This is a genomic window from Caballeronia grimmiae, assembly GCF_022879615.1.
GTDB lineage: Bacteria > Pseudomonadota > Gammaproteobacteria > Burkholderiales > Burkholderiaceae > Caballeronia > Caballeronia grimmiae.
In genome coordinates this window covers 650,510-674,642 of sequence record NZ_CP084272.1, presented here as the reverse complement: position 1 = coordinate 674,642, position 24,133 = coordinate 650,510, and the positions used below count along the sequence as shown (strand labels likewise).

The following is a 24,133-nucleotide window of genomic DNA, read 5'->3' as shown; positions in this document are numbered from 1 at the left end:
GGCGCGGCATTTGCTGCCGCATCTCACGTTGCCTGCATCGGGAAAATCGACAATGGAAGCACGCACATGATGATGGCGTCCACGGAAATCAGCCGCTCGCAATTGCGCAACCGCATCGTGAGCGATCTTGCGCAGGCGATCTGGAAGTATCGCCTTCAAACGCTTGCCGCCGTCACGCTGATGATCGCATCGCGGCTCGCCGTCGTGTCGGTCCCGCTGATGCTGAAGCATGTGATCGACGAATTCAGCCGGCCGACGGCCAACGCCGTGTTTCCGGTGTTCGTGATCCTGACGTACGTGCTGATGCGCTATCTCGGCGACGTGCTCAACGAAGCACGCGACATCATATTCAGTATCGTCACGCAGCGCACCGTTGCATCGTTCACCGAACGTACGTTCTCACATTTGCACGGCATGGGTGCGCGTTTTCATGCGCAGCGCGAAACGGGCGGCGTCGTGCGCGACGTGCAGAAGGGCGCGGATGGCATCGGCTTTCTGCTGGGCGTCGCAATCTTCACCATCGTGCCGACGTTGATCGAGATCGCCACGGTCGTCGCGATCATGATGAGCCAGTATGCGCGCACGTTCACCATCGCCATCGGCATCACCTTCGTGTGCTATGCGGGCTATACGCTGATTTTCACGCGCTATCGCATGCGCTTTCAGCGCGCAGTGAACCGGCTCGAAGCGCAATCGGACAGCCGTCTCGTCGATAGTCTGCTCAACTATGAAACGGTGAAGCTTTTCGCGAGCGAAGACGTCGAGCGCATGCGCCTTTCGACGGTTCTCGACAAATGGGTCACGGCGCGCACCGCGAATCAGCGCGCGTTGACCATTCTGCACGTGGGGCAGAGCACCGTGATTGCACTCGGCATTGCCGCCGTCATGCTGCTGGCTGCACAAAACGTGGTGGCGGGCACGATGAGTGTCGGCGATCTCGTGCTGGTCAACGCTTATATCGTGCAGGTCTGCGCGCCGCTCAATACGCTCGGCTTCGTATTTCGCGAGACCAACGATGCGATCGTGAATGTCGAACGCATGTTCGAAATACTTCTTGCGCGGGGGCGTCGCGGCGAGGACGTCGACGAAGTCGATGCCAAGCCGCTCGAAGTTACAGCGGGCGAGATCGAATTTCAGCACGTCGATTTTGGCTACGATCCGGCGCGTCAGATTTTGCGCGATATCGATTTTCGCGCGCATCCGGGCAAAAAGCTCGCAGTCGTGGGCGGTAGCGGCTCCGGTAAATCCACGCTGATGAAGCTGCTTTTCAGGCTCTATCAGCCGACTTCCGGCGTTATCACCATCGACGGTCAGGACATCCGGCACGTCACGCAAAGGAGCCTACGCGAAGCAATCGGCATCGTGCCGCAAGACACCGTGCTCTTCAACGATACGATCGCGTACAACATCGCGTATGGGCGTCCGTCGGCCACCCGTGCGGACGTGGTGCGCGCGGCGCGTGCGGCACAGCTCGACAGCTTCATCGAACGCCTGCCCGATCACTACGACACGCGCGTCGGTGAGCGTGGCGTGCGGCTCTCGGGCGGCGAACGGCAACGCATCGCCATTGCGCGCGCCATCCTGAAAGACCCGCGCATCATCGTGTTCGATGAAGCGACTTCCGCGCTGGATACACGCTCGGAGCGCGCGATTCAAAGCGAACTCGACAGGCTTGCGCAAGGGCGCACGTCGATCGTGATTGCGCATCGGTTATCGACCGTGGTCAATGCGGACTGGATCCTCGTGATGGAACACGGGCGCATCGTCGAGCAGGGGCAGCATTCGGAACTGATCGAACGTGGCGGCGTTTATGCGCGCATGTGGTCGCTGCAATCGCAACAGGGCGAACTCGCGCAAGTGCAGCGCAAGGTGTCGGCGCAACCGGTTCATCTGGGCGCGCTGATCGCGGGCGTCGTCGATGGCTTGCACGAAGAGATCGTCGAACATGGCGTGCATCTCTACACGATGCTGCCCGAAGACGATCTGCGCGTGACCGGTGATCCGGGCGTGCTGCAACTCGTGATCGCGGACCTGTGCCGCACGGAAATACATGCGGCGGATCGCGGCGAACGCGTGGAATTACGCGTGGAGCGTGAAGCGAATCAGGTGCGGGTATGCGTGCTCGGGCGTCGCGCGCAGCCAGCGCCGCTATCACAAGAGCAGGCGCGCAGGCTCGAAGAAGCGTTGAGCGAAATGGGCGGCACGTTCACCGTCGGCTATGTCGACGGTCACCTCGCGTATGTCGCGATGATGCCTCTGCGTCCCGTCGTCGACGCAGATGGGCAGGCAAGCCCGCAAGCCGATGTCACCGGCAATCTCGACGGCCTCTGCGTGATGGTCCTCGACGATCAGGAAGCCGCGCGGGAAGCACTCGGCGCGGTGCTCGAAACGACGGGAGCAGGCGTGCGCCTCGTGGCATCGGGCAAGGAAGCACTCGAATGGCTCGCCGCTACGCCGACCGAACAGTGGCCGGATGCGTTTCTATGCGACATCGTGCTTGGCGAGGAAGACGGCTATCAGGTGTTGCGTCGCGTGCGGGAACTGGAGGCGAGCCGGCGCGTATCGCTCGATCAGCGCATGCCTGCCATAGCCTTGACGGGTCACACGCAGACCGAAGACCGCCTGCGGGCGCAGATGGCCGGCTTCCAGATGCATATGACGAAGCCAGTGCCTGCGGAACGGCTGATCGCCGCGATCAGGCAGGTCGCCGTCCGTACCGAAGCGTGAAGGATGACGAGGGCGCATCACATGGACGAGAAGACATCCGCACGCATCGATGAACTCAAGCCGACACAAGGCGCATTAGGGATGGAGCATGTGCGCGAGAAGATGCGTTTGACGAGCGAGCAGCCTGATGACAGGCGCGCGGCCTTCATGGACGAACATGCGCTGCGCCTCGTGCGCGGGCCGGGCGGGACGCTCCATGTGATCGATCATCATCACTGGGCGCGCGCGTGGCATGAGCTTGGCATCGAAGTCGTGCCGGTATCCATCGCATGCGATTTCAGCGATCGGGACCACGATGCTTTCCTTGCGGCTATGCGCGAGCATGGCTGGATTCATCCGTTCGATGCTCAGGGTAACGAAATATCGGTGGAAGCGTTGCCGCCTTCCATCGCCGCGATGCCCGATGATCCTTATTTGAGCCTTGCCGCCTTCGTGCGCATGGCGGGCATGTTCGAAGATTCGCCGGAGTTCAACGCGAAGTTCGCATGGGCCGATTACTTCCGCGAGCGCATACAGGGCGATTTCGCATCGACTGCGGGCTTCGCCAAGGCGCTCGCTCAGGCAGTCGCCGCTTCGCGTGAGGACGAAGCGCGCGAACTGCCGGGCTTCAGAGCGTAGCCATCGCGGAGCGCGTCTGCTGCGCCTCGATGATCTGCCGAAAGTACGCGGCGGTGCGCCGCAAGCCTTCATCGAGCACGGTCACGGGCTGCCAGTCCAGCAGCGTGCGCGCCTGCGTGATGTCAGGCTGACGATGCCACGGATCATCCATCGGCAGCGGACGGAACACGATCTCCGACTTCGACCCCGTCAGCGCCACGATGCGCTGCGCGATTTCCAGCATCGACAGCTCATGCGGATTGCCGAGATTGACCGGGCCGGTAATTTCATCGGGCATGTTCATCAGGCGAATGAACGCATCGACCATGTCGTCGACATAGCAGAATGAACGCGTTTGCGAGCCTTCGCCATAGACGGTGATCGGCTCGCCGGCGAGCGCCTGCATCATGAAGTTGGACACCACGCGGCCATCGCTCGGATGCATGCGCGGACCATACGTGTTGAAGATGCGCGCGATCTTGATGTTGAGTCCATGCTGCCGGCGATAGTCCATGAAAAGCGTCTCGGCGCAGCGCTTGCCTTCGTCGTAACAAGAACGCGGACCGATCGGGTTCACGTTGCCCCAGTACGCTTCCTGCTGCGGATGCACGCGGGCATCGCCATAGACTTCGCTCGTCGATGCCTGAAAGATTTTCGCCTTCACGCGCTTGGCAAGCCCCAGCATATTGATCGCGCCGTGCACGCTGGTCTTCGTCGTCTGCACCGGATCATGCTGATAATGAACCGGTGATGCGGGGCACGCGAGGTTATAGATTTCGTCGACTTCCACATACAGCGGGAACGTCACGTCGTGGCGCATCAACTCGAAGTTGGCGCTGTCGAGCAGATGCGCGATGTTGTCCTTGGTGCCGGTATAGAAGTTGTCGACGCACAGCACGTCGTGCCCTTGCGCGAGCAGCCGCTCGCATAGATGCGAGCCGAGAAAGCCCGCCCCGCCAGTCACCAGAATGCGCTTGCGAAATGCTTCTTTCATGACGATTCCCTTTGATGTGATTGCATCCTGATGCCCTAATTGCAGACGTGCCGCAACGTTGCTTCCCATTCGGCGGCGAAGCGGTCGATATGAAAACGCTCGAGCGCGAGCTTCCGCGCGCCTTCACCCATGCGTCGCGCCTCGGCGGGATCGCGCAGCAGGCGCTGCATCGCATCGACGAGCGCGTTCGTATCGGTATGGATGAAGCCGCTTTCGCCATTGCGAACGACGGTGGCAAGCTCCGTCGTCGCCAGGCCGATGATCGGCATGCCGATGGTCATCGCTTCGACGATGGCCAGGCCGAGACTCGTCCAGCGAATCGGATTGAAGAAGAAGCGGTATTGCGCGGTGAATGCCGCCAGTTCCAGATTGCCGACTTCACCGAGACCGCCCGCCGATTCGGCGTCCATGCCAACGAGATCGAGCGGAACGCGTTGGGCCGCATCCGCGAACACGTCGTTACCGAGCCTGCGCCCGCGTTGCCGCAAATGATTGATGACGACGATGCCGCGTTCCTTCTCGCCGCTATAACGTACGCCTTCGGGCACGACGACGCCATGCTCGATCACGCGCGTGGGCGTCTCGCCGCTGTCCCACATCAGGCGGTTGAAGTGCGTCACGTGCACGAGTAGGGTATTCGGATCGTTCACCCAATGGCGCTGCTCGAACGGATTTTCTTGCGGCGGATCATGTTCGATATAGACGCGCGGCAAGCGCCGTTGCGTATCGGAAAGAAGATTGATGCGATCGTTGTCCCAGTGTGTGCGATGCTGAAACAGCACGACATCGAACTCCTGTGAAGCCACTTGATCGGCGGGCACCTCATGCACGTTGTCGCCCCACGGCAGCACGCCGACCTTTCCCGCATAGCCCGGCGGATGACCGGGCTTCGTCACGAGATAGAAGTCGTGCTTCGCCTGGCTCAGGTAATACATGTAATTGCCGTGGACATGCCACGTAAGCACGCGCAGGCGTTTTTGATTAACAGTGGGCATCGGTTTCCAGTTTTTCTGCGGGCAATTGGATTCGAGCAGCATCGAGCACTTGTCCGACGCTGATGTTCAGTGCGCAGGGATGCCCATACGGGCAGTCCCGGAACGCACAGGGGCGGCACGGCGGATAGTCTGCGAGCACGCGATGACGTTCATGATCGAGCGGCGCCCAGCGTCGCGTGTCGCTGCCCGATGCAATGACGACGCTCTTCGTGCGCATCGCCGCCGCGACGTGGGAAAGGCCCGTGTCGTTGCACACGATGAGCCGCGCACGCGCAACCAGCGCGGCGAGTCCGCCGAGCGATGTCTTGCCGGTCAGATCGATGGCGTGAACGCCAGGCGTGTTGGCGATGCTCGCCGTGATGTCCGCCTCACCCGCGCTGCCGGTGAGCGCAACCTGCCATCCATCGTTTGCCAGCGCGGCCGCAACTTGCGCGAATCGTTCGGCCGGCCAGCGGCGCGACGGCAATTGCGAACCCGCATGAACGAGCACGAGGCGGGATGGCTCGAGTGCGTATCGGTCGATCAGCGCGTCGCACTCGCGCGTGTCGTCTCGCGTCAGCGGAATTTCAAGCTGCGTATCGCTTGCATCGATGCCGAGCGCATCCATCAGCGCGTTATAGCGAGCGACCTCCTGCAACGCATCGGGCCACGCAATGAACACCCCTTCACGCGCCGCTTCGTCCGGTTTCAGAAAGCCAGCGTTGAGGCGCGCATTCATCTGCTCGACGATGTCGTTGGCCACGCCGCCGCTGCCGTGCAACTGGATCGCCAGATCGAAGCGGCGCGCACGCATCGCATCGTAAAAGGCGGGCAAGTGCGCGTCCGTTTCCTCTTGCTCGGGAAAACCGATCGCGCCGGGAAACACGATCAGTTCATCGAGCAGATGCGCATATCGTTCCACGAAGCTGCGTGCCCAGGGCAGGCCGATCAACGCAATATGCGCCTGCGGATACGCACGACGCAACGCGCGCAACGCAGGTACGGCGCACAGCATGTCGCCAAGCTGAAGCGCCCTGAAGATGGCGATGCGTTCGACGTTCGCGGGTCTCATACGAACAGCACGCGGAATTTCACCGCGCCATAAAGCCGCCAATAGATCGAGAGGAATGGAATCCATAGGGACGTCCACGCCATTTCGAGTATGTGCGCGCGGGTCAGCGCCGTTGTTTTGAGGCGCTTCAGGCAGAACCACGCGCTCAACGCTAACCACACTTCCAGACCCAGCAGCCCCAGTGTGGCGTTGCCGTTGACGAATGCGAGCAAGGCGATCACGACCACCGCGAGTATCGCGTAGTAGAGCAAAGGCGGCGTGCTTCTGATGCGTTCCTTGAAGAGCGTGCGATGCTTCTTGTAAAGCAGCGCGTCGAACTGGCTCTTCTTCTGCTGCGAAAGACTCACGCCCCAGCGCGCGGGACGCACGGGATGCAGCACTATCGCGTGTTCGGAACGGACGATGTCCGCGCCGGTGCGCATCAGCTTGAACTGGAGATCGGAGTCTTCGCGCCACGCCGACGTGAAGCGCGCATCGAAGCCGCCGACACGCTTCAACGCCGATCGCGTAACGAAAGTATTGGCGGTCGCGAACTCCGTATGCGCAAGTCCCGCGGCGTCCTGTTCGTAATCGGTCGGTCGGGGGCCGAGCGGCACCACGATCCGCCCGGACACCGCATCCGCGCCCGCGCGCAGTTCTGCAACGCCACTGGCGAGCCACTGCGGATCGGGGATCGTGTCGTCATCGGTGAATGCGATCCATGCGGCGCCCGATGCGCGCCATCCCGCGTTGCGTGCGCCGGCCGGTCCCTGCGTCGCCGTCACCGGCACATAGCGGATGCGCGGACCCTGCTCGCATTCGCGTGCAAGCGATGCGACGCGCGAGCGCGTTGCATCGTCGGGACCGTCGTCGCACACGATGATCTCGTAGCGCGTCTTGTCATAGTCCTGCGCGATGATCGCGCGCAAACAACGCTCGAGCATGTCGGGCCGCTGATACGTCGGCACGACGACGGACACGTCGAACGCAGCACCCGTCCCAGTGCTCGCATCTTGCGCTGCGGCGTCGCGTGCAGCATCGCCTGCGCCGTCGTAGGAAAACGAGCCTGCGATGGTGCTCATGCAGGCACCCCCGGCTTCTCGATGAGGAACGGGCCGATCACGAGCGCATCGAGCGGCGACGTCCAGAACGATTCCACCGCATCGCGCGGCGAGTTGACCATCGGCTCGCCACGCGTGTTGAACGACGTATTCACGAGCACCGGCACGCCGGTGCGCGCCTTGAACGCGGCGAGCAGGTCATAGTAAAGCGGATGCTGCGAGCGATTGACGGTCTGCACGCGAGCAGTGCCGTCGATATGAGTAACCGCCGGAATGCGCGCTTTCATGTCCTCGCGCACATCGAAGACGAAGAGCATGAACGGCGCGACGCGTGCATCGACAAACCAGTCGGCTGCGTGCTCTTCCATCACGACGGGCGCGACCGGGCGAAAGTCCTCGCGGTCCTTGATTTCGTTGAGACGCGCCTGCATCGACGGATCGATCGGCGAAGCGAGAATCGAGCGCGCGCCCAATGCTCGCGGACCGAATTCCGTGCGGCCCTGATACCAGCCGATCACGCGGTTCGACGCAAGAATGTCGGCTGTTTCAGCGGCGATGTCGTTGAGCCTGCGATACGGCGTCTTGGACCACTTGAGGAATGATTCAATGTCCTCTTCGCTATAGCACGGTCCGAGATACGCATGATTCATACTCCAGCGGCGGCTACGATCACCTTGCTTCACGCGTTGCTGATAGTCGGTCCAGAGCGCGGCGCCCAGCGCGGTGCCTGCATCGCCCGCGGCCGGCTGGACCCAGATGTCTTCGAACGGGCCGCGATCGCGCAGGCGTGCGTTCATCACGCAGTTAAGAGCGACGCCGCCCGCCATCGCAAGATGCTTGAGACCGGTGCGTTCATGCAGCCACCGCGCCAGTTCCAGAGCGGTCTCTTCGAGCACGGCCTGCAGCGAATGCGCGATATCGTAGTGATGCTGCGTCAGCGGTCCGCCGCGCTCCCGTCGCGGGCCGAAGCGTTCGACGAGACGCGGTGCATCGACGGTATAACTGCCGTCATTGCGATATTTGACGATCTCGCGGAACTGATCGACGTACGCGGGCTTGCCGAAAGAGGCGAGCGCCATCACCTTGTACTCGTCGGACGAGTGCAGAAAGCCGAGATAGTCCGTCACGGCCTCATAAAGCAGCCCAAGCGAATGCGGCAATTCCACTTGTTTCACGCGCTGATATTCGCCATCGACGAACTGACCAAGGCTGGTTGTCACGCCTTCGCCGCGTCCGTCCATCGTCAATACAGCGGCATTTTCATAGGGCGCGGCGAGAAACGCGCTGGCTTCATGCGAAAGATGATGATCGACGTGATGCCACTGGAAGCGCGGCGCACGGCCGCCGCTGATGAAGCGCTTCTTCAAATGATGCGGCGCGCCGTCGATTAACTGGCCGCGCGCATTGGCGATATAGCTCAGAAACAGCGGGTCCCACGGCGACTCGGAAGGATTGGTGCTGACATGCTCCGACGGCATGAAGGGCAGCGTGATGGTTGCCTTCGCCTGCTTCGGCATGCCCGAGAACAGATGCGGATCATACGAGTAGGCAATGTGATCCACGTCCGCCAGTTCGATGCCCGCTTCCTTGAGGCAGTAGTCGATGGCGTCGAACGGAAGCTGCCAGGTCGAGAAGGGCACAGGACGCTTTGCGTGCTTCACATGCGTGAAGCGCTCGTCTTCCGCTGCCGCGATCACGACGCCGTCGTGAACCAGCGCCGCTGCGCTGTCGTGATAGACCGCATTGATTCCGAGTGTGTACATAAGGCGCGTCTCTCAGGGTAATGTCAGATGAGCAGGATGGTGTTCGGTGCGGGCATCGAGGAGCGAGAGGGCGGCATCGACGACTTCATCGACACTCACGCCAAGCAGGCAAAGATGATGCCCTTCGGGACATACGCTGCGATAGCACCAGCGGCAAGGCACATCGTGATAGAGCACACGATGCGTCGTCTGCCACGGCATGTGCTGCGGATTCGTCAGCGCGTAAAGATCGACGACGGGCGCGCCGAGCGCCGACGCGATATGCACCGGACCACTGTTGTTCGAAATCAGCACGCGGGCCTGCTTGATGAGCGCGGCCAGTTCGCCGAGGTGCAAGGCGCCCGCAAGATCGACGATGCGCGCATCGCCCGCACTCACTGATTCGCACAGCGCCGCTTCGCTCGACGAGCCGGTGACGAGCACGGGCCAGCCGGTTCGCGTTGCGAGCTCGCGTGCGGCTTGCGCAAAACGGTCCGGCGGATAGCGGCGCGATGCGGCGGTCGCGCCGGGATGCATGACGAAGTAGGGCGCGTCGATATCGATGCCGCGCTCGGCCAGCTTGCGTTGAAGCGAGGCTTCATCGGCTGCGCGCAGGTCGAATCGCATGCGCGTATCGCTCGCATGTGCGCCGACGCTTGCAACGAGCGCAAGTTGCCGTTCCACTTCATGTCGTGTGCCTTGCTGCGGCTCGCATTCCGCAACCCAATCGGTCAGGAGCCCGTATGGATTCTCCCGGCAATGCGCCAGCCTTCGTGGAATGTTCGATAGATGGCACAGCATCGCAGCGGGCAGCGGATTCTGGCTATAGACGCTGAAGACCACCGCGGCATCGAAGCCAAGCGATTCAAGACGCTCGCGCATCGCGAGATCGGCGGCTGCGTCGATCGGCTTGTCGTGCTTGACCCACGGCGCGTGATATTCGATCACGTCATCGATATCGTCGATGAAACGCGCCGCCTGCGCGCCTGAACCCGACGCAAGCAGAGTGAGATGCCGTCCCGGATACGCATGCTTCAACGCATGAAGCGCGGGCGTGGTCATCAAGACATCGCCGAGGTTGTCGGGACGGATGCAGAGAATGCGACGCACATCCTCGCCCCACACGCGCTGCGCAGACGTGGCCGGTGCGCGTGCATGAGCGATGGCGGGCTGGATCGTGACCGGAACCTCGCGCTTCATGTCGACAGCTCCGTCTCGCGCCACGCTCGCTCGATGAGGCGCGCGGCTTCGTGCATGTCGCTCGCGATCGCATCCGGCTCACGCAGCGGGCCGCGCTGCCACACTGTCTCGTTGCCGTTATCGATGAGCACCGCGCGGCAGCCCGCGCGATGTCCCGCTTCGATATCGTCGAGGATATCGCCGACGAACCAGCTTCGTTCGAGATCGAGTCCAAGCTCACGCGCGGCGCGTTGAATCATGCCGGGTGCAGGCTTGCGGCAGTCGCACGCAAGCGCATAACGCGCCACCGTCCCTTGCGGATGATGCGGACACCAGTAGACGCCCGCGAGCGTCGCACCCGCCTCAGCGGCAAGCTCATGCAGTTTATGTTCGACATCGATGAGTGCGGATGCATCGAACTTTCCCAGCGCGACGCCGCTTTGATTGCTGATGACGACGATCGGCGCCTTCATTCGCGCGAACGTCGCGAGCGCATCGAATGCGCCGGGCGCCAGATGCATCCTTGTGGGATCGACGTTATAGGGCACGTCGTCGAGTAGCGTGCCATCCTTGTCGAGAAAGACAGCGGGTTTCATGCGCTCGCGCCGCCGTATGCCGCGCGGCGGCTTTGCACATCGCTGGCCGTATCGACATTCGCCACGCGCGCATAGACACGCTCCAGCGATTGCGCAACGCTCGCCCACGTGAACATCGCACGTGCGCGTTCGAGTCCGGCCTCGCCCATGCGTTCGGCGAGCGCGGCATCGCGTTTGATGGCGGCGAGCGCATCGGCAAGGGCGGCCGGGTCTTTCGGCGGCACGAGCAAGCCCGTCTCGCGATGCGCGACCGAATAGCGAATGCCGCCCACGTCCGCGCCAATCACGGGCCGGCCGCAAGCCATCGCTTCGAGCGGGGTGATGCCGAACGGTTCATACCACGGCGTCGTCACGAATACGTCCGCCGCGTTATAGAAGATTTTGAGGCGTTGCCGTCCATGACGGCCAAGGAAGTTGACCTTGTCGGCGACGCCGCATTCGTCGGCGATGCCGCGCAAGCGGCCGATCTCCGGCGTCGCGATCTCGTTCGCTTCGTCGGAATTTCCGCCGATGACATACAGATGCGCTTCTTCGTTCAGCTCACGATTGCATATGCCGATGCCCCGCACCACGTTATCGATTCCCTTGCGCGGAACCATGCGCCCGAGCTGCAGCACGATGAAGCGATCCTGCGGCCAGCCTAGGCGTTCGCGGGCTTCGGCTTTCTTCATCGGATGAAACTCGGTGCTGTCGAAACCACACGGCACCAGATCGATGCGCGAGGCATCGGCGTGATAGAGCGAGAGCAGATCGGCTTCATCCTGCGGGCATTCCGCGATGACCGAGTCCGACTCGCGCACGAGCGCGTCTTCGATATCGAAGCGTTCATCGGGAAAGCCGTCGCCCGCGCCCTGATGAATGCGGCGCACGCGGCCAAGCGCATGGAACGTCGTGACGAGCGGCGTGCCGAGCGCTTCCTTGATGCGCATGCCGACGAGCCCGGACATGAAGAAGTTCGCATGCACGACGTGATAAGGCGTCGCCTGCTTCTTGAAGTAGCCGATCATGAACCGCGCGAATTCGTCCATGTGCGGCAGAAGCTGCTCTTTGGGCAACTGCACCGGCGGTCCCGCCGGGACATTGATCACGCGGATATTCTGGATGCCTTCGAAGCGTGATACGAGCGGCAGCAGCGAGCGGTCGCGGCGCGTAAAGACATCGACTTCATGGCCGTTGCGCGCCAGATGACGCGCGACGTGCGCGACGTATATATTCTGCCCGCCGCTATCGACACCGCCCGCCACCGCAAGAGGCGACGCATGCTCACTGATAAGTGCGATCTTCACGTGATGGCCCCTTGATCCGCGTTGTTTGGAATGAGCCTGGAAGCGCTCGCGGCTCAAGGATTGCGGCGCGCTTCGAAGCCTTCACGGCATTGAGCATTCGTTGTGCCACGCTCGGAAAAATGCGCAGAATCGTTTGTTCGTCGCGAGACGAAAGCAATTTCGTTGAAACGCTTCTCAGCCAAGGCGGCGGTTTTACACGCTGCTTGTAGTTATGCGTGCTTTCGTGCGATGGCGCTCATCGTGCGTCCCGGCGGCGGTCGTCATCACGAACGATCGCGCGCATCGTCTGAACATGGCGGCCTACCACACGCCGCCGCGTCAAGGCCCAAGGCAGCGCGCGCAGCATGTCCAGCGCATCGCGCAACAAGGTGCGTTCACGATGCATCACGTTCAACGCACGCAGGCTTGCGCCGATGGCTTCACGCAACGGCAGCCGCAGCCATGCGACCCACGCGGCGTTTCGCGCAAGCAGCCGTCGACGCAACGCGCTGTCGCGTATCGGCGAAGGATGATGATGAAGTACGAGCTCATCGGCATACACGAGCGCGTGACCATGATCGAGCATGTCCAGGGCGAGCAAGGATTCCTCGCCGCCGATGAAGAGGCGCGGTTCATAGCCGCCCATCGCTTTAAATACGCTCGTGCGAAAGACGCTTGCGCCGGCCATATAGCCGACGAGCGAAGGCCCCGGCAAACCACGCGCGCCGAGCGGACTCGCACGCATGCGTTTGCATGTTTCGTCGGCGGCGCCGTCTTCACCGACGACCACGCGCGCACTCAGCACCGCGACGCGCGGCGCCGTATCGAGCATCTCGACTGCGCGAGAGAGCGAACCCGCGCCCCACCATGTATCGTCATCGCAGAAGGCGACGTATTCGGTGCGCACGCGGTCCACGCCCAGATTGCGGCCCGCGGCGCCCATGTTCGACGGTGCGACGACGAGTTCTACGAACGGAAAGGCCTGCATGATGCGTTCGACCGTGTCATCGGTGGAAGCGTTGTCGACCACGATGATATCGATGCGGTCGGGCAGCGCGGCGAGTCTCGCCAGCGTGTCGAGCACCTGATTGACGCGGTTATACGTGAGCACCACGACGCTGATGCGGGCTGCCCGCGCGTCGTGCGAAAGCGGCGACGGCTGCGGGACCGCACTCATCGGCGGTCCTCTACGAACTTCAGTGTCCAGTAACGTTCGGGCATGAAGACGTCGTCGTAGCCATCGTCGCCGAAGGCCTTCAACTGGCTAACATAGACGCTCACCGCTTCGCGCTTGAGTACATCGCGGCGCTGCATCTCGGCCGCTGCGGGAAGCGGCGGATTGAACGGCGTGGCTTCGATGCCGCGTTCGAGAAGATCGGCCATGCGCTGCTGAACGATGCCAGGCATCCGGCGATACAAGCCTTCCTCATAGCCATAGCACGGTACATCGGGGCGCTTCAGCCAGGCATCGCAAGCGGCTTCATGCACGAGGATATGGTCAGAATGAAAGAGGCCGAGCGGCATCAACAGTGCATCCGGGCGATGCTCGTCGATCGCATCGATCAACGCCTGCGCAATCGCGTCGCGCGTCGGCCTGGCGGATTCGGACGCATCGGGAACGTATTGCGAATCGAGAAAGCCGAGATGAGACGGCGCGGCGCCGAGAATACCGAGGGCACGCTTGTCCTCTTCGATGCGCGCCGTCATCGCTTCAAGCGCGCCGGTGAAGCCGCATTGCGCGTCCCAGTCGGTATGGAGGTCGGTGGCAGGAAAGGCGGTGAACACTGTGCAGACGCGCGGCCGGGACGCGCCCGCGAGCGACGCGCCGCAACCGAATACGGCGTCATCGAGATGTGGGGAAATCACCAGAAGTCTGGGCGTGGCTTCGAACATGGGCGAGCGTCGAGTGCTGGGAACGGCTCGTTCCTTTGCAAGTAACGGGCCACGTCCCGTTGCACGCGGAAGCTGGTGCGTTAGAAGCGCATGCCGACGCCCGCCTCGATGATGTCCGCATCGCGGTCGTATCGCGTCACCATACGGTTCCACGTGACGCGCGCGAGCCAGCGGTTCGTGAAGCGATAACTCGCCGACAGCGATACCAGCCCCGCGAAGCGTCCGTCGCCCGTACGATTCTGCGGAAGATCGTCGTTCTGCGTGATGGACAGATACGGCCCCGCGCCGACGCCGAGTGTGAGGCGGTCGTCGAAGAATGCGCGCGTCGCCCAGAGTTGCGCCGCCACGCCATCGCGCCGCGACTGCACATGCCCGCTTTCATGCAGATACGACGCGGTGAAATCGACATAACGCCAGAGCCCGCGACGATACTCGATGCCTGCCGCGAGATTCGTTTCCGAGTCGAGGCTGTTCAGCACGGTTGTGCCGAGCATGACGGTGACTTCGTTGCCGGTGACGTTGGTCGTGCGCGAAGGCGCACCATCGCGCGGGCCGTGACCGTTCGGCGCATCGAGCTGATAGCCGATGCCGAAGAGCAGGGCCGTGGTGTCCGGGCCGCCGAACGCCTGCACGTGATTGAGCTTTACTTGCGCGATCCATCGATTATCGAAGTAATACGCCGCGCGCAGCGTCAACATCGCGCCCCAGCCGTGCGTGTTCGAATAGTCGCCGCCCGCCTGCGCTTCGCTGGTATCGAAGTACCGATACGGCCCCGCGCCCGCCGACAACTCCAGCCGGTTGTTCATGAGCGGCAGCCGGCCCCACAACTGCACCGCCTGACCATCCCGATGATGATTCGGAATGTGGCCTTCGTTGAGCCACGAGAAGCTCCACGCGGCATAGGGCCCGAGCCCTTCGCGATAGTTCGCCTCCCATGAATACGTGTTCTGACTACTGCTCTTGAGCGGCCCGGCGAGGACGGAGAATTCCTGAGCGTGCGCGTTGGCGCTGATGAATGTGACAGCGGCGCAGGCGAGTGCCCAGCCGGTAGTTTTACGTTGTCGTTGCGGTCGAATTGGTGTCATCGAGCAGGATTCATGGCGTAGGTGGAGCGTCCTCGTCCTGGGAGGGCAGGTCGAGCTTACCCGCTAAATGAGAAGCATGCACAAATGCGCCTATCTGGTCGCGGCGAATGTTCGTCGACGCACGGGCGGATCGCGCGATCGGCGCTACAAATGAGGCTTACCGGCCCGCTTCGCCGAACCGCGCAGGCACGCTCGACCGACGAGCGGCCTTCGCGTCGAATGCCTGCATGGTTCGGCCACATCAATCCTAACGAGGTCAGCAATGGATTCCATTCCAGTCGACTATCAAGGCTGCGAGTTGTCGGCGGTCGTCGTGCATGCGGCGGGCGAATTCGTATCGACGGTATTGATCGAGCGGCCCGGCGGCGTACGGCGCGCGGTTGGTCCGTTTCGGCCTTTCGACACGGCGCGGGCGGCCGAGCAGTTCGCCATCCAGTATGGGAAGGATGAACTGGACGGCCGCCACGTGCCGAAAGAGCTGCAAATGGCGGCGGGGTGATCGCGGCGTCCACGTTCAGGCTCGACGGCCGCTGCCAAGGGCGCTGTCGAGCCACGCCATCAGCGCGACAGCCGAGCAGTCGCCGCTTCTGAAGCCGATATGTCCGTCGGGCCGCACGGCCCACATCATCCCGCTTCGCGCGCCGAATGCGCCGGCGAATTCTCCAGCCGAATCGGTGAGCACGCGATACTCCTCGCTCGCGCCGCACGCCGTCCGCGGCGCTGCGATCAGCACTGCATTCGATGCCGCACCGAGCGCGCCGCGCCACGCATCGGCGGCGTTGGCGAACGAGGCAGGGGCGCGATCGCCGGTATCGTCCGCGCAATAGCCGATGAGCGTATGTCTTCCATGGCCGATATGCGCCGCAAGCCGCTGTCGATGGCCGATGAAATCCTCCGACAAGCCGCCGATCTCCGGCACGCGATCGCCCGGCGCGGGCAACTCTGGCGCGAGGTGGTCGCACGCATCCGCGACGATCGGGCTGCCGCGATAGCCAACGAGCAATTGCGTCTCGCGCATCGCGGGCCTCACTTCGCCATGAGCGAGCACGGTGTTGAGCGCGCGGCTCGTCGATTCCACCACGTCCAGCCCGACCGGACGCCGTTCCGCCTCGTAACTGTCCAGTAGCGACCGGCCCGCGAGTCCGCGCGCCACGAGCGTCAGTTTCCACGCGAGGTTGTGCGCGTCCTGCACCCCCGTGTTCATGCCCAGGCCGCCGACCGGCGGATGAATGTGCGCGGCATCGCCGGCAAGGAAGACGCGTCCTTGCACGTAATGCGCCGCGATCCGATGACTCACGCGATACACCGATGACCAATGCATCGACGACAAGCGCGTGCCGCCGGGCAGGATCGGCAGCATGATGCGCTCGATCTCCGCGAAATCGGGCGGGGCGACGGCTTCGAGGCGGGCGGCGTCGTCGGGCGGCAGCACTATTGACATGCGATACCGGCGCGGCGACCCGCGCACCGGCACGGCTGCAAGCGTTGCCGCGCCGCGACCGTCGGCAGCCGCCGAGTGACTGATGCGGATCATCGGGCCGCGCGGCAGATGCCAGTCGACATCGAGATCGGCGAGCATGAACGTCTGCGGATAACGGTCGCCATCGAATGGGACATTCAGATGCCGGCGCACGGTGCTGCGCGCGCCGTCGCAACCGACGAGCCATCGGCAGCGCAACGCATTCGCAGCGCCATCGGGCGATTGCAGGTTGCATGTCACGCCGTCCGCATCTTCTGCGAAATCGACGAGCGTCGTGCCGTACTCGACGCGCCCGCCATGCCGCTCGAGCGCGCGCTCGAGGATGCGCTCCGTCTCATGCTGTGCAAGCGACAAGGCTCCATACGGCAGACCTTCGCGCGGCACCGGCGTGCTCGACGCAAGCTCGCCGTCACGATAGGCGTCAACGCCGGTCAGCCAGACGCCTGCATTGATCGCCTCGTGAACGACGCCCAGATCCTCGAACAGTTCGAGCGTGCGCGCAGTGACGCCCAACGCCTTCACGAAGAAGGTGCGCCCGGTATGGGCTTCGATCACGCGGACATCGACGCCATCGCGGCGCAACTCAGCGGCGAGCATCAGGCCGACCGGGCCTGCGCCTGCAATCAACACGTCGGTCGTATCGGGCATGCGCGGGCTCCTTGTCGAATGGAGAAGGATGTCGTGTTCGAAGGATAACCGCGCGGCGGACAGGCGTGGGCGCTTTTTGATAGCCGGGAGGCAAGGCGCGGCGCAGGCTCGCGTCCGTTACCATGCGTGCGCCGCAAGATGCGACGGAGAGGTCAGCGTGATCGCAGGAAATGGAAGAAGGATGAAGACGCAATGACGCTGCTTTGCGCGCCGCACCGCGCCTACAATTCTGTGCGGGACGATTGCGCCGCTGACTATCAATGCTTCGAATGACGCAATAATTTGCAAGTCGGTTCACGCTGACGGATATGCTGAGTCCCTCTTGCGCGGCGGCATGCGCCGCGCGTCACGCTTTCGCCCATCCGATCCTGATCCGACATGGTCACACTCCATAGCTGCTTCTCCAGCCGCCACGCGATCCATTCTCGCGACAATCACGTCGAGTTCTGCCGCAGGACGCATGCGGTCTACGTCGAAGAACTCATTTCCAGCAGCGCCGATTCGCTCGAACTGTGCGTGCTTTTCAAGTATCAGATGATCAGTGACCGTCTCGACCGCGCGGCAGACGGCGAGATTCTCATCTTCGCGACCGAGCACGCGCTCTTTGTCCGATTCGAGGATTTCGCGCGAATCATGGAAGGGCGCGACAGTCTCGTGACTCAGGGTCACTTCGGCATCAATACGGAAGTATTCGTTATCCGAAGCAATGATGAAACGCGGCGCATTGCTCGCGACATGGCCGCAAAATGCCGCGCGTACTTTGAGTTCGGCAAGTTCGTGACGGAGAAGGAACTGCTCGAAGCATTTCCTACCGTGCCGGACTGGGACTATCTCAACGGCGTGATTCCGCTTGCATCGATGTGGTCGGGTCAGCATCCGGATCTTGCTGGCATGCCGGTCGTTGCGGTGTCGCTGATTTATACGCCGCAGCTCTACAGCAAGTTTGGTCCGCGCTGGCGTGCCGTGTTCGCGCGACACCTTAACGAGTGCCATGCGGCGGGCGACCGGCGGCTCTTCGACATGCCGCCGCTCGGGCACGTGACCGATGAGCCATTGACGGTATATCAGCCGGGGAGACCGATTGCGGTCGTCTCGTTGTATACGCCGAATATCGCGAGTTATGCGCGCTATGGAGAGGCCAGCCTCCGCGCCTATTGCGAACGAAACGGCTATACGCTCTATCAGCATCGCGATGTTCCCGCTGATTTCCCGCGCGAGGCATGCGGCAACTGGTCGAAGCCATTTCTGCTGGACAAGTATCTGCCACATCATGAGTGGGTTTTCTGGGTGGACGCCGACATTCTCGTGACGGACCCTGCGGTCAGGCTCGAACGGTTCACCGAAGGCCGCGACCGCATCTTGACGGCCGATATCTGCGGCTGGCGTTTCAACTCCGGCGTGATGGGTTTTCGTCGCACGGAAGCCAATCAGAACGTCTTGCAAAGCGTGCTCTCACGCGTGCTTCAAATTGACGACGTCAAATACACCTTCTCCAGCCACGGCGACCAGTTCATATTTCTCGAGGAAACGCTCTCTCACGGTCTATGCCCGGAGCCGGACTCGCCCGACCTTCTGAGCTTCCACGAACTGAATACGCCGTGGTACTTCGCCAATCCGCGCACCTTCATGTGCCACTTTCACGGATTGAGCACGGAACTGCGGACGCTGTTCATGTCGATGGGCGCGGTGCCCGAGGGCGGCTTCGAAGCAATCGAGGACCGCGGTCGATAACGACGGGACCGAGGCTTGCTGCGCTTCGGAGAACGTTGTCTCAACCGAAGGAGGCCAGCATGACTCGAACGCCGGGCGAAAACCCCGTGCCCCGCACGACAGCCGATGACATGGACGAACCGCTCAACGAAGCGACTCCCAGCGATACGCGTCAGGAGAACCTCGACGCCGAAGAGAAGCGCAAGCACGAAGCCAGCGAAAATGCGCTGCCGTCATCGCAGGACAAGAATCCGGTCCCGCCAGATTCGACGCAGCGATAACGCAAGGAGTGAATGATGAGCGAATACATCGACTGCATCGAGAAGCTGGATCGCTGCGCGGCGGCCTGTCACAACTGCGCATCCGCGTGCATTGCGGAAGGGCATCTTCCGGAGATGGAGAAGTGCATTCGGCTCGATCTCGACTGCGCTTCACTGTGCCGCTTCACGTCAGAAGCGCTTGCACGCGATACGCAGTTCATGCGCGATTTCTGCGACCTGTGCGCGCGAATTTGCGATGCTTGCGCCGACGAATGCAGCCGTCATCCCGCCGATCACTGTCAGGCGTGCAGCGACGCCTGCCGTCAGTGCGCGGAAGCCTGCCGCGCGATGTAGCAGGCGGGACGCGGCCGCAGTCCCGTCATACTGCTTGCGCGATGTCTTTCAGCGCGGCGTCGGATGAGCCTTCGAACGCATGGCTGCGGGCGCGCACGCGTCTCGTCGGCCGCAAACTCTGACGCTTGCGCACGAGCGTTCGAACCGCGCGGGCGAGAGCGAGATCGATCGCGCCTCGCCAGTCCCGTGCGATGGACGTCGCCACGACCTTGTGGTCGCGAGTCACTTGCAGTTCGACCTGGCATCGCTTGTCGATGCCGCCGCGCGGTCCATTGATGTCCGACAGGCTGACTGTGGCCCGCGAGATGAGCCACGCAAGACGGCGAAACACGAATTCGCTGCGCGCCTTTGCGAGGTCGTGCATCGAAATGGCTTCGGGATCGCGCGATTTGAACAAGACTTTCATGTGTGCCTCCGTGTTGAACGTGAGTCCAGCGTAGAGGCAGATGCGAATCGGAAAAAGCAGAGGCTTTCGAAGCGGTACTTCGAGAAAACCGAAGTCATCCATCCACGCCTGCAAGCACGCGCTGCGTCAGCGGATGATGCCGCCCACGGCGTGACACGATCGCATGCACTTCTTCCTTGACTTCCGGCGATCGTCCGAGCCAGCGCAGGCCGCGTAGCAGCGGGACATCGCCGGCGCCGAATTCCGCGAGTGGAAAGACGCCGAGACCGCGCGCGCCGAAGACGGCCATGAGCGCGCTATCTTCGAATTCGCCGACGACGCGCGGCGCGATGCGCTGCGTTTCGAGCCATCGATCGAGCCGTGAGCGCAGCGATGAATGTCCCGTTGGCAGGAGAATTGGCAGCGAGGCGAGGCTCTTCGGGAAGTGATCGATGGCGCTCTTGCGCACGATCGACGCAGGGCCATACCAGTCCACGGGCGACGCAACGAGTCTTTCGCTCGTTAACCGCATGTTCTGATTATGCGGCGCGGGCTGGCTGGCGAGCACGAGATCGAGACGATGCAGCGCCAACTCACCGAGCAGTTCGTCCGTCTCGCCTTCGTGACACAAGAGACGCAACGATGCATCGCCGAGAACGGGCGCGAGCAGGGCTTGAGCGGCGAGTTTGGAAATGCCATCGGAGAGGCCGACGGCGAAGCGCGCGAGCGTGCCGCTTGCCGCTTCGCGCACTTCGTCGTGGATGAGCTGGCCGATCTCGAAGATTTCTTCGGCACGCGCGAACGCGGCCTGGCCTGCTTCGGTCATCGTCACGCCGCGCCCGGCGGGCTTGAGCAGTTGATGACCGAGAGATTTTTCGAGTTCGCGGACTTGAGCGCTGATGGTCTGGACGGCCATGTCGAGGCGCTCTGCGGCGCGGGCGAAACCGCCTTCCTTTACGACGACCCAGTAGTAGTGGAGATGGCGGTAGTTGAGCATTATTTGCGCGCCTTGGCCGGCTTGGATTGGCTCGGAGAAACCGAAGTTTTGAGGCGATTATCGCTGATTTTTCGGGGGCGCTGGATGATGTGGTCGTGGTTTAGTGCACGGCAGGTTTTCTTCTACCGGGTTATCAACCAGACCATTCGGTATGACTCGTCGTGCTCGATCGGTTTGCACAAAAGCGAGGAGCGACAGTACATAGACGTAGGCATTGCGTCGCGTGATCTCGAGTGTGTCCGCCACCTTACGCGACGGGTCTTCACTGCGAGGCGACTTCTCCTCGACCATGCAGGCTTTGAAGCGCTCGGTGAGCGTCGGCACTAGAACGCTCAGGTCTTTGATGGACTCACCGTCTGTATGTTCGCGAAGAAGGAACCACAACGTCATTGAACGCTTGCGGTAAATGTTGGCTCACGCTACGTGCTTGCCATGTTTCCGCTTGTTCTTCTTCCGCGCGGGGTGTTCAGAAACAACTGTATGGCGATGGCGAGCCGTGTACGACCGGTCTGAAGCGTCGAGCACGGCAAACTATCCACAGTTTCTGTTCACAAGCCTGTGGACAAACCGGGGACCCGGGCGCTATCCAATTGAACCGACAGCGAAACTTCGAAGCGCACTCCAATGCGCGCCCGCACACCGACAGTCTCACGTTCCGCTGATACAGTCACGCGCCTGGGCCAGGTCCAACAGCATCGAAGGAGCAAGCATGAAAAGCAAATCGTCGGGCGTGGCAGTGGTCGCGGTGCTGATCGGCGTCGCGGTGGCAGTCACGCTCTATATCGCGAGCTACGGCAAGTCGTCGGTACACGCGGACATACCGCCCGCTTCGAGCCAAGCTTTGGCGACACAGGATTCGTCCACGAGCGACGCCGCATTCAGCGCCGCGCCGATGCAGCCAGCATCCGGACCGCACGAACAAACCGCGGGCCGCTAGTTTCAGACGGACATCGACGGGTATAGCCCTTGCTTGACCGCTTGCCAAAGTCAAGCCGGAGCACGTCACTATGGGCCACCCGTCTCAGCAAGTCTCACAAGCCGCATTGCCCGTCAATGCGCGCGGCGTGATCGGTAACATGAAGACGGCTGCGCTCGTTTCGCTGCGCGGTGCGATTGACTTCATGTGCTATCCGCGCATCGATTCCCCGACCGTTTTTGCGTCGCTCCTCGATAACGAGCACGGAGGCGCCTTCTCCATCGCGCCGCAAGACGCCGGGGCGAACGTCAAGCAGATGTATCTGCCCGAAACGAACGTGCTGCTTACACGCTTCATGACGGGCGACGGCGTATGCGAGCTGCTCGACCTGATGCCGGTGCCATCATCCGATGCACGGGTAGAGGATGTGCCGAACTGCGTGATGCGCATCGTAAGAATCGTGTATGGTCGCATGACGGTCAATGTGCGATGCGATCCGCGCTTCGACTATGCGCGTGCGAGACATACCGCCCATGCAGTGGAGAAGGGCGTCGAATTCAGACAGACCGGTGACGCCCCGCCTTTGCGGTTGCGAGCGAGCGTGCCGTTGTCGATCGAAAACGACGGTGCACGCGCGACGCTCGAGATGAGCGAAGGCGACTCGGCGTGCTTCGCGCTTGGCGCCGTCGATGAAATGTCGAAGCTCGACTCGAAAGAGAAGTTCGACGGCATGCTGCAGGAGACGATCGATTTCTGGAAGGCATGGTCGTCGCAATCGACGTATCGCGGACGTTATCGCGAAGTCGTTCTGCGATCGGCGCTTACGCTCAAGCTGCTCAGTTCGGACGAGTTCGGCGCGATCGTCGCTGCGCCGACCTTCGGCTTGCCCGAAGCGCAGGACGGTTCTCGACGCTGGGATTATCGCTTCACGTGGATACGCGACGCCGCATTCTCTGTCTATGCGCTGCTGCGGCTCGGCTACACGGGCGAAGCAGAGCGCTTCATGCGATGGATCGCCGAGCGAAATCGCGATTGCAGTTCGGACGGCTCGCTTAGCGTGATGTATGCGGTGGACGGCGAGCCGCCGATGGAGGAAACGGAGTTGTCGAGCCTCGCACCATCGTCGTCGCCGGGTAAGGTTTTTATCGGCAATGGTGCGCGTGACCAGACGCAGCTCGATGTCTATGGCGCGCTGCTCGATTCGGTCTATCTGTACAACAAGTACGGCGCGGCCATTTCTTATCAGGGCTGGCGGCACGTGACCCGCACTGTCGATTATGTCGTCGCCCATTGGCGAGAAGCGGACCACGGCATCTGGGAGTTTCGCAACGGCACACGGCCGCTGCTGCATTCACGGCTGATGTGCTGGGTGACGGTGGATCGCGCGCTGCGGCTTGCGCAGAAGCGTTCGCTGCCCGCGCCGCTCGCCACGTGGTTTCAGACGCGCGATGACATCCATCGCAACATCCACGAGCAATTCTTCAACGAAGAACTGCAAGCGTTCGTGCAGACGCCGGGTTCATCGACGCTCGATGCATCCGCCTTGATGATGCCGCTCGTGCGCTTCATTGGGCCGAAAGATCCGCGCTGGACCGGCACGCTCGATGCAATCGGCCGCGACTTGCGCGTCGATCCGCTGGTATTCCGGTACACACGCGGGGACGGGCTGGATGGCTTGCCGGGTATGGAAGGCGGCTTCAGCGCGTGTTCGTTCTGGTATGCAGAAGCGCTGGCGCGCGCGGGGCGCGTCGATGAAGGGCGGCTCGTATTCGAGAAGATGCTGGCGTATGCGAATCACGTCGGGCTTTTCTCCGAGGAAGTCGCGACGAATGGCGAGGCGATGGGGAATTTCCCGCAGGCCTTGACACATCTCGCGTTGATCAGTGCTGCGTATCAATTGGATAGGGATCTGGATCGGACGCACGTGGCTTGGACTTAAGGTGGTTCGGGCAAGTGCAATAGTAGACATCGCTTCTTACCTCGTTTCCGCCGTACTTGGAGAGAAAGCGGGACACGCCACGAAACCGTTCTCCGGGTAAGTTTGAGTGAGCTTCAGCGCGTGCAGTTTCTGTTGTCCTCGTAAAGCGCTACTCGGCGCGCTAATGGAGGGGACAAGAGACAACCGCCGTCGTCCTTTGCTGCGTTCTGACTAGACACCGGAAACAGAGAGCCTTGCTTGACGCTTCAATTTCCGACGTCTTACGTATGCACGGACCTCG

The 24,133-nt window shown here is 62.2% G+C and carries 22 protein-coding genes; 8 read left to right on the top strand and 14 right to left on the bottom strand.

Annotated elements, in window-relative coordinates:
• The first annotated feature begins 69 nt into the window (after nt 1-69).
• Both LDZ21_RS16725 and LDZ21_RS16720 read left to right on the top strand, forming a co-directional pair.
• Complete coding sequence (locus tag LDZ21_RS16725; RefSeq protein ID WP_244795885.1) at nt 70-2,727, top strand: ATP-binding cassette domain-containing protein; 2,658 nt, start codon at nt 70-72, stop codon at nt 2,725-2,727.
• Nucleotides 2,728-2,748: 21 nt separating this feature from the next.
• Complete coding sequence (locus LDZ21_RS16720) at nt 2,749-3,345, top strand: ParB/Srx family N-terminal domain-containing protein (RefSeq protein ID WP_244794915.1); 597 nt, start codon at nt 2,749-2,751, stop codon at nt 3,343-3,345.
• Here the strand turns inward: LDZ21_RS16720 and LDZ21_RS16715 are convergent.
• The 11 genes from LDZ21_RS16715 to LDZ21_RS16665 all read right to left on the bottom strand — a co-directional run bounded on the left by LDZ21_RS16715 (nt 3,335) and on the right by LDZ21_RS16665 (nt 15,164).
• A complete protein-coding gene (locus LDZ21_RS16715; RefSeq protein ID WP_244794914.1) occupies nt 3,335-4,318 on the bottom strand; it encodes a UDP-glucuronic acid decarboxylase family protein in 984 nt (327 codons plus the stop codon). The genes LDZ21_RS16720 and LDZ21_RS16715 overlap by 11 nt on opposite strands.
• A 35-nt stretch (nt 4,319-4,353) precedes the next feature.
• Nucleotides 4,354-5,313 (bottom strand): glycosyltransferase family 4 protein, encoded by a 960-nt coding sequence (locus LDZ21_RS16710; RefSeq protein WP_244794913.1) that lies wholly within the window; start codon nt 5,311-5,313, stop codon nt 4,354-4,356.
• Nucleotides 5,300-6,364, bottom strand: a complete 1,065-nt coding sequence (locus LDZ21_RS16705; protein ID WP_244794912.1) for a glycosyltransferase family 9 protein — start codon at nt 6,362-6,364, stop codon at nt 5,300-5,302. The genes LDZ21_RS16710 and LDZ21_RS16705 overlap by 14 nt, the downstream gene beginning before the upstream one ends.
• Nucleotides 6,361-7,425: a glycosyltransferase family 2 protein gene (locus LDZ21_RS16700; RefSeq protein WP_244794911.1), complete on the bottom strand. Its 1,065-nt coding sequence runs from the start codon at nt 7,423-7,425 to the stop codon at nt 6,361-6,363. The genes LDZ21_RS16705 and LDZ21_RS16700 overlap by 4 nt, the downstream gene beginning before the upstream one ends.
• Entirely contained in the window at nt 7,422-9,167 is a 1,746-nt protein-coding gene (locus LDZ21_RS16695) for a carbamoyltransferase family protein (protein ID WP_244794910.1), read from the bottom strand. Before LDZ21_RS16695 ends, LDZ21_RS16700 begins: the two co-directional genes overlap by 4 nt.
• Before the next feature lie 12 nt (nt 9,168-9,179).
• A complete protein-coding gene (waaF, locus tag LDZ21_RS16690; protein WP_244794909.1) occupies nt 9,180-10,346 on the bottom strand; it encodes a lipopolysaccharide heptosyltransferase II in 1,167 nt (388 codons plus the stop codon).
• Nucleotides 10,343-10,921: a D-glycero-alpha-D-manno-heptose-1,7-bisphosphate 7-phosphatase gene (locus LDZ21_RS16685; RefSeq protein WP_244794908.1), complete on the bottom strand. Its 579-nt coding sequence runs from the start codon at nt 10,919-10,921 to the stop codon at nt 10,343-10,345. Before LDZ21_RS16685 ends, waaF begins: the two co-directional genes overlap by 4 nt.
• Entirely contained in the window at nt 10,918-12,207 is a 1,290-nt protein-coding gene (locus LDZ21_RS16680; RefSeq protein WP_035963755.1) for a glycosyltransferase family 4 protein, read from the bottom strand. Before LDZ21_RS16680 ends, LDZ21_RS16685 begins: the two co-directional genes overlap by 4 nt.
• Before the next feature lie 235 nt (nt 12,208-12,442).
• On the bottom strand, nt 12,443-13,363 hold the full coding sequence (locus LDZ21_RS16675) for a glycosyltransferase family 2 protein (RefSeq protein ID WP_244794907.1): 921 nt from the start codon (nt 13,361-13,363) through the stop codon (nt 12,443-12,445).
• Nucleotides 13,360-14,079, bottom strand: coding sequence for a PIG-L deacetylase family protein (locus LDZ21_RS16670; RefSeq protein ID WP_244794906.1), 720 nt, complete (start codon nt 14,077-14,079; stop codon nt 13,360-13,362). The genes LDZ21_RS16675 and LDZ21_RS16670 overlap by 4 nt, the downstream gene beginning before the upstream one ends.
• An 80-nt stretch (nt 14,080-14,159) precedes the next feature.
• Nucleotides 14,160-15,164: a hypothetical protein gene (locus LDZ21_RS16665; protein ID WP_244794905.1), complete on the bottom strand. Its 1,005-nt coding sequence runs from the start codon at nt 15,162-15,164 to the stop codon at nt 14,160-14,162.
• Nucleotides 15,165-15,426: 262 nt separating this feature from the next.
• Here LDZ21_RS16665 and LDZ21_RS16660 point away from each other — a divergent pair, with 262 nt between their 5' ends.
• Entirely contained in the window at nt 15,427-15,663 is a 237-nt protein-coding gene (locus LDZ21_RS16660; protein WP_052005795.1) for a hypothetical protein, read from the top strand.
• Between the two features lie 15 nt (nt 15,664-15,678).
• On the opposite strand, the gene LDZ21_RS16655 is transcribed toward LDZ21_RS16660, so the two are convergent.
• Nucleotides 15,679-17,292, bottom strand: a complete 1,614-nt coding sequence (locus tag LDZ21_RS16655; RefSeq protein WP_244794904.1) for an FAD-dependent monooxygenase — start codon at nt 17,290-17,292, stop codon at nt 15,679-15,681.
• 378 nt (nt 17,293-17,670) lie between these two features.
• Here LDZ21_RS16655 and LDZ21_RS16650 point away from each other — a divergent pair, with 378 nt between their 5' ends.
• From LDZ21_RS16650 to LDZ21_RS16640, 3 genes are read left to right on the top strand one after another with little or no spacing between them, the layout of a single operon-like run.
• Complete coding sequence (locus LDZ21_RS16650) at nt 17,671-19,023, top strand: glycosyltransferase family protein (protein ID WP_244794903.1); 1,353 nt, start codon at nt 17,671-17,673, stop codon at nt 19,021-19,023.
• Nucleotides 19,024-19,082: 59 nt separating this feature from the next.
• On the top strand, nt 19,083-19,283 hold the full coding sequence (locus tag LDZ21_RS16645; RefSeq protein ID WP_244794902.1) for a hypothetical protein: 201 nt from the start codon (nt 19,083-19,085) through the stop codon (nt 19,281-19,283).
• A 12-nt stretch (nt 19,284-19,295) separates the two neighbouring features.
• Nucleotides 19,296-19,616 (top strand): four-helix bundle copper-binding protein, encoded by a 321-nt coding sequence (locus tag LDZ21_RS16640; protein WP_152562583.1) that lies wholly within the window; start codon nt 19,296-19,298, stop codon nt 19,614-19,616.
• A gap of 25 nt (nt 19,617-19,641) precedes the next feature.
• On the opposite strand, the gene LDZ21_RS16635 is transcribed toward LDZ21_RS16640, so the two are convergent.
• Together LDZ21_RS16635 and LDZ21_RS16630 are read right to left on the bottom strand one after the other, a co-directional pair.
• Nucleotides 19,642-20,022, bottom strand: coding sequence for an HPF/RaiA family ribosome-associated protein (locus LDZ21_RS16635; protein ID WP_244794901.1), 381 nt, complete (start codon nt 20,020-20,022; stop codon nt 19,642-19,644).
• A 94-nt stretch (nt 20,023-20,116) separates the two neighbouring features.
• Complete coding sequence (locus LDZ21_RS16630; protein ID WP_244794900.1) at nt 20,117-20,998, bottom strand: LysR family transcriptional regulator; 882 nt, start codon at nt 20,996-20,998, stop codon at nt 20,117-20,119.
• A 709-nt stretch (nt 20,999-21,707) separates the two neighbouring features.
• On the opposite strand from LDZ21_RS16630, the gene LDZ21_RS16625 reads away from it, so the two are divergent.
• Together LDZ21_RS16625 and LDZ21_RS16620 are read left to right on the top strand one after the other, a co-directional pair.
• Nucleotides 21,708-21,935, top strand: coding sequence for a hypothetical protein (locus tag LDZ21_RS16625; protein WP_244794899.1), 228 nt, complete (start codon nt 21,708-21,710; stop codon nt 21,933-21,935).
• A gap of 70 nt (nt 21,936-22,005) precedes the next feature.
• Nucleotides 22,006-23,853, top strand: a complete 1,848-nt coding sequence (locus LDZ21_RS16620) for a glycoside hydrolase family 15 protein (RefSeq protein ID WP_244794898.1) — start codon at nt 22,006-22,008, stop codon at nt 23,851-23,853.
• The last annotated feature ends 280 nt before the right edge of the window (nt 23,854-24,133 follow it).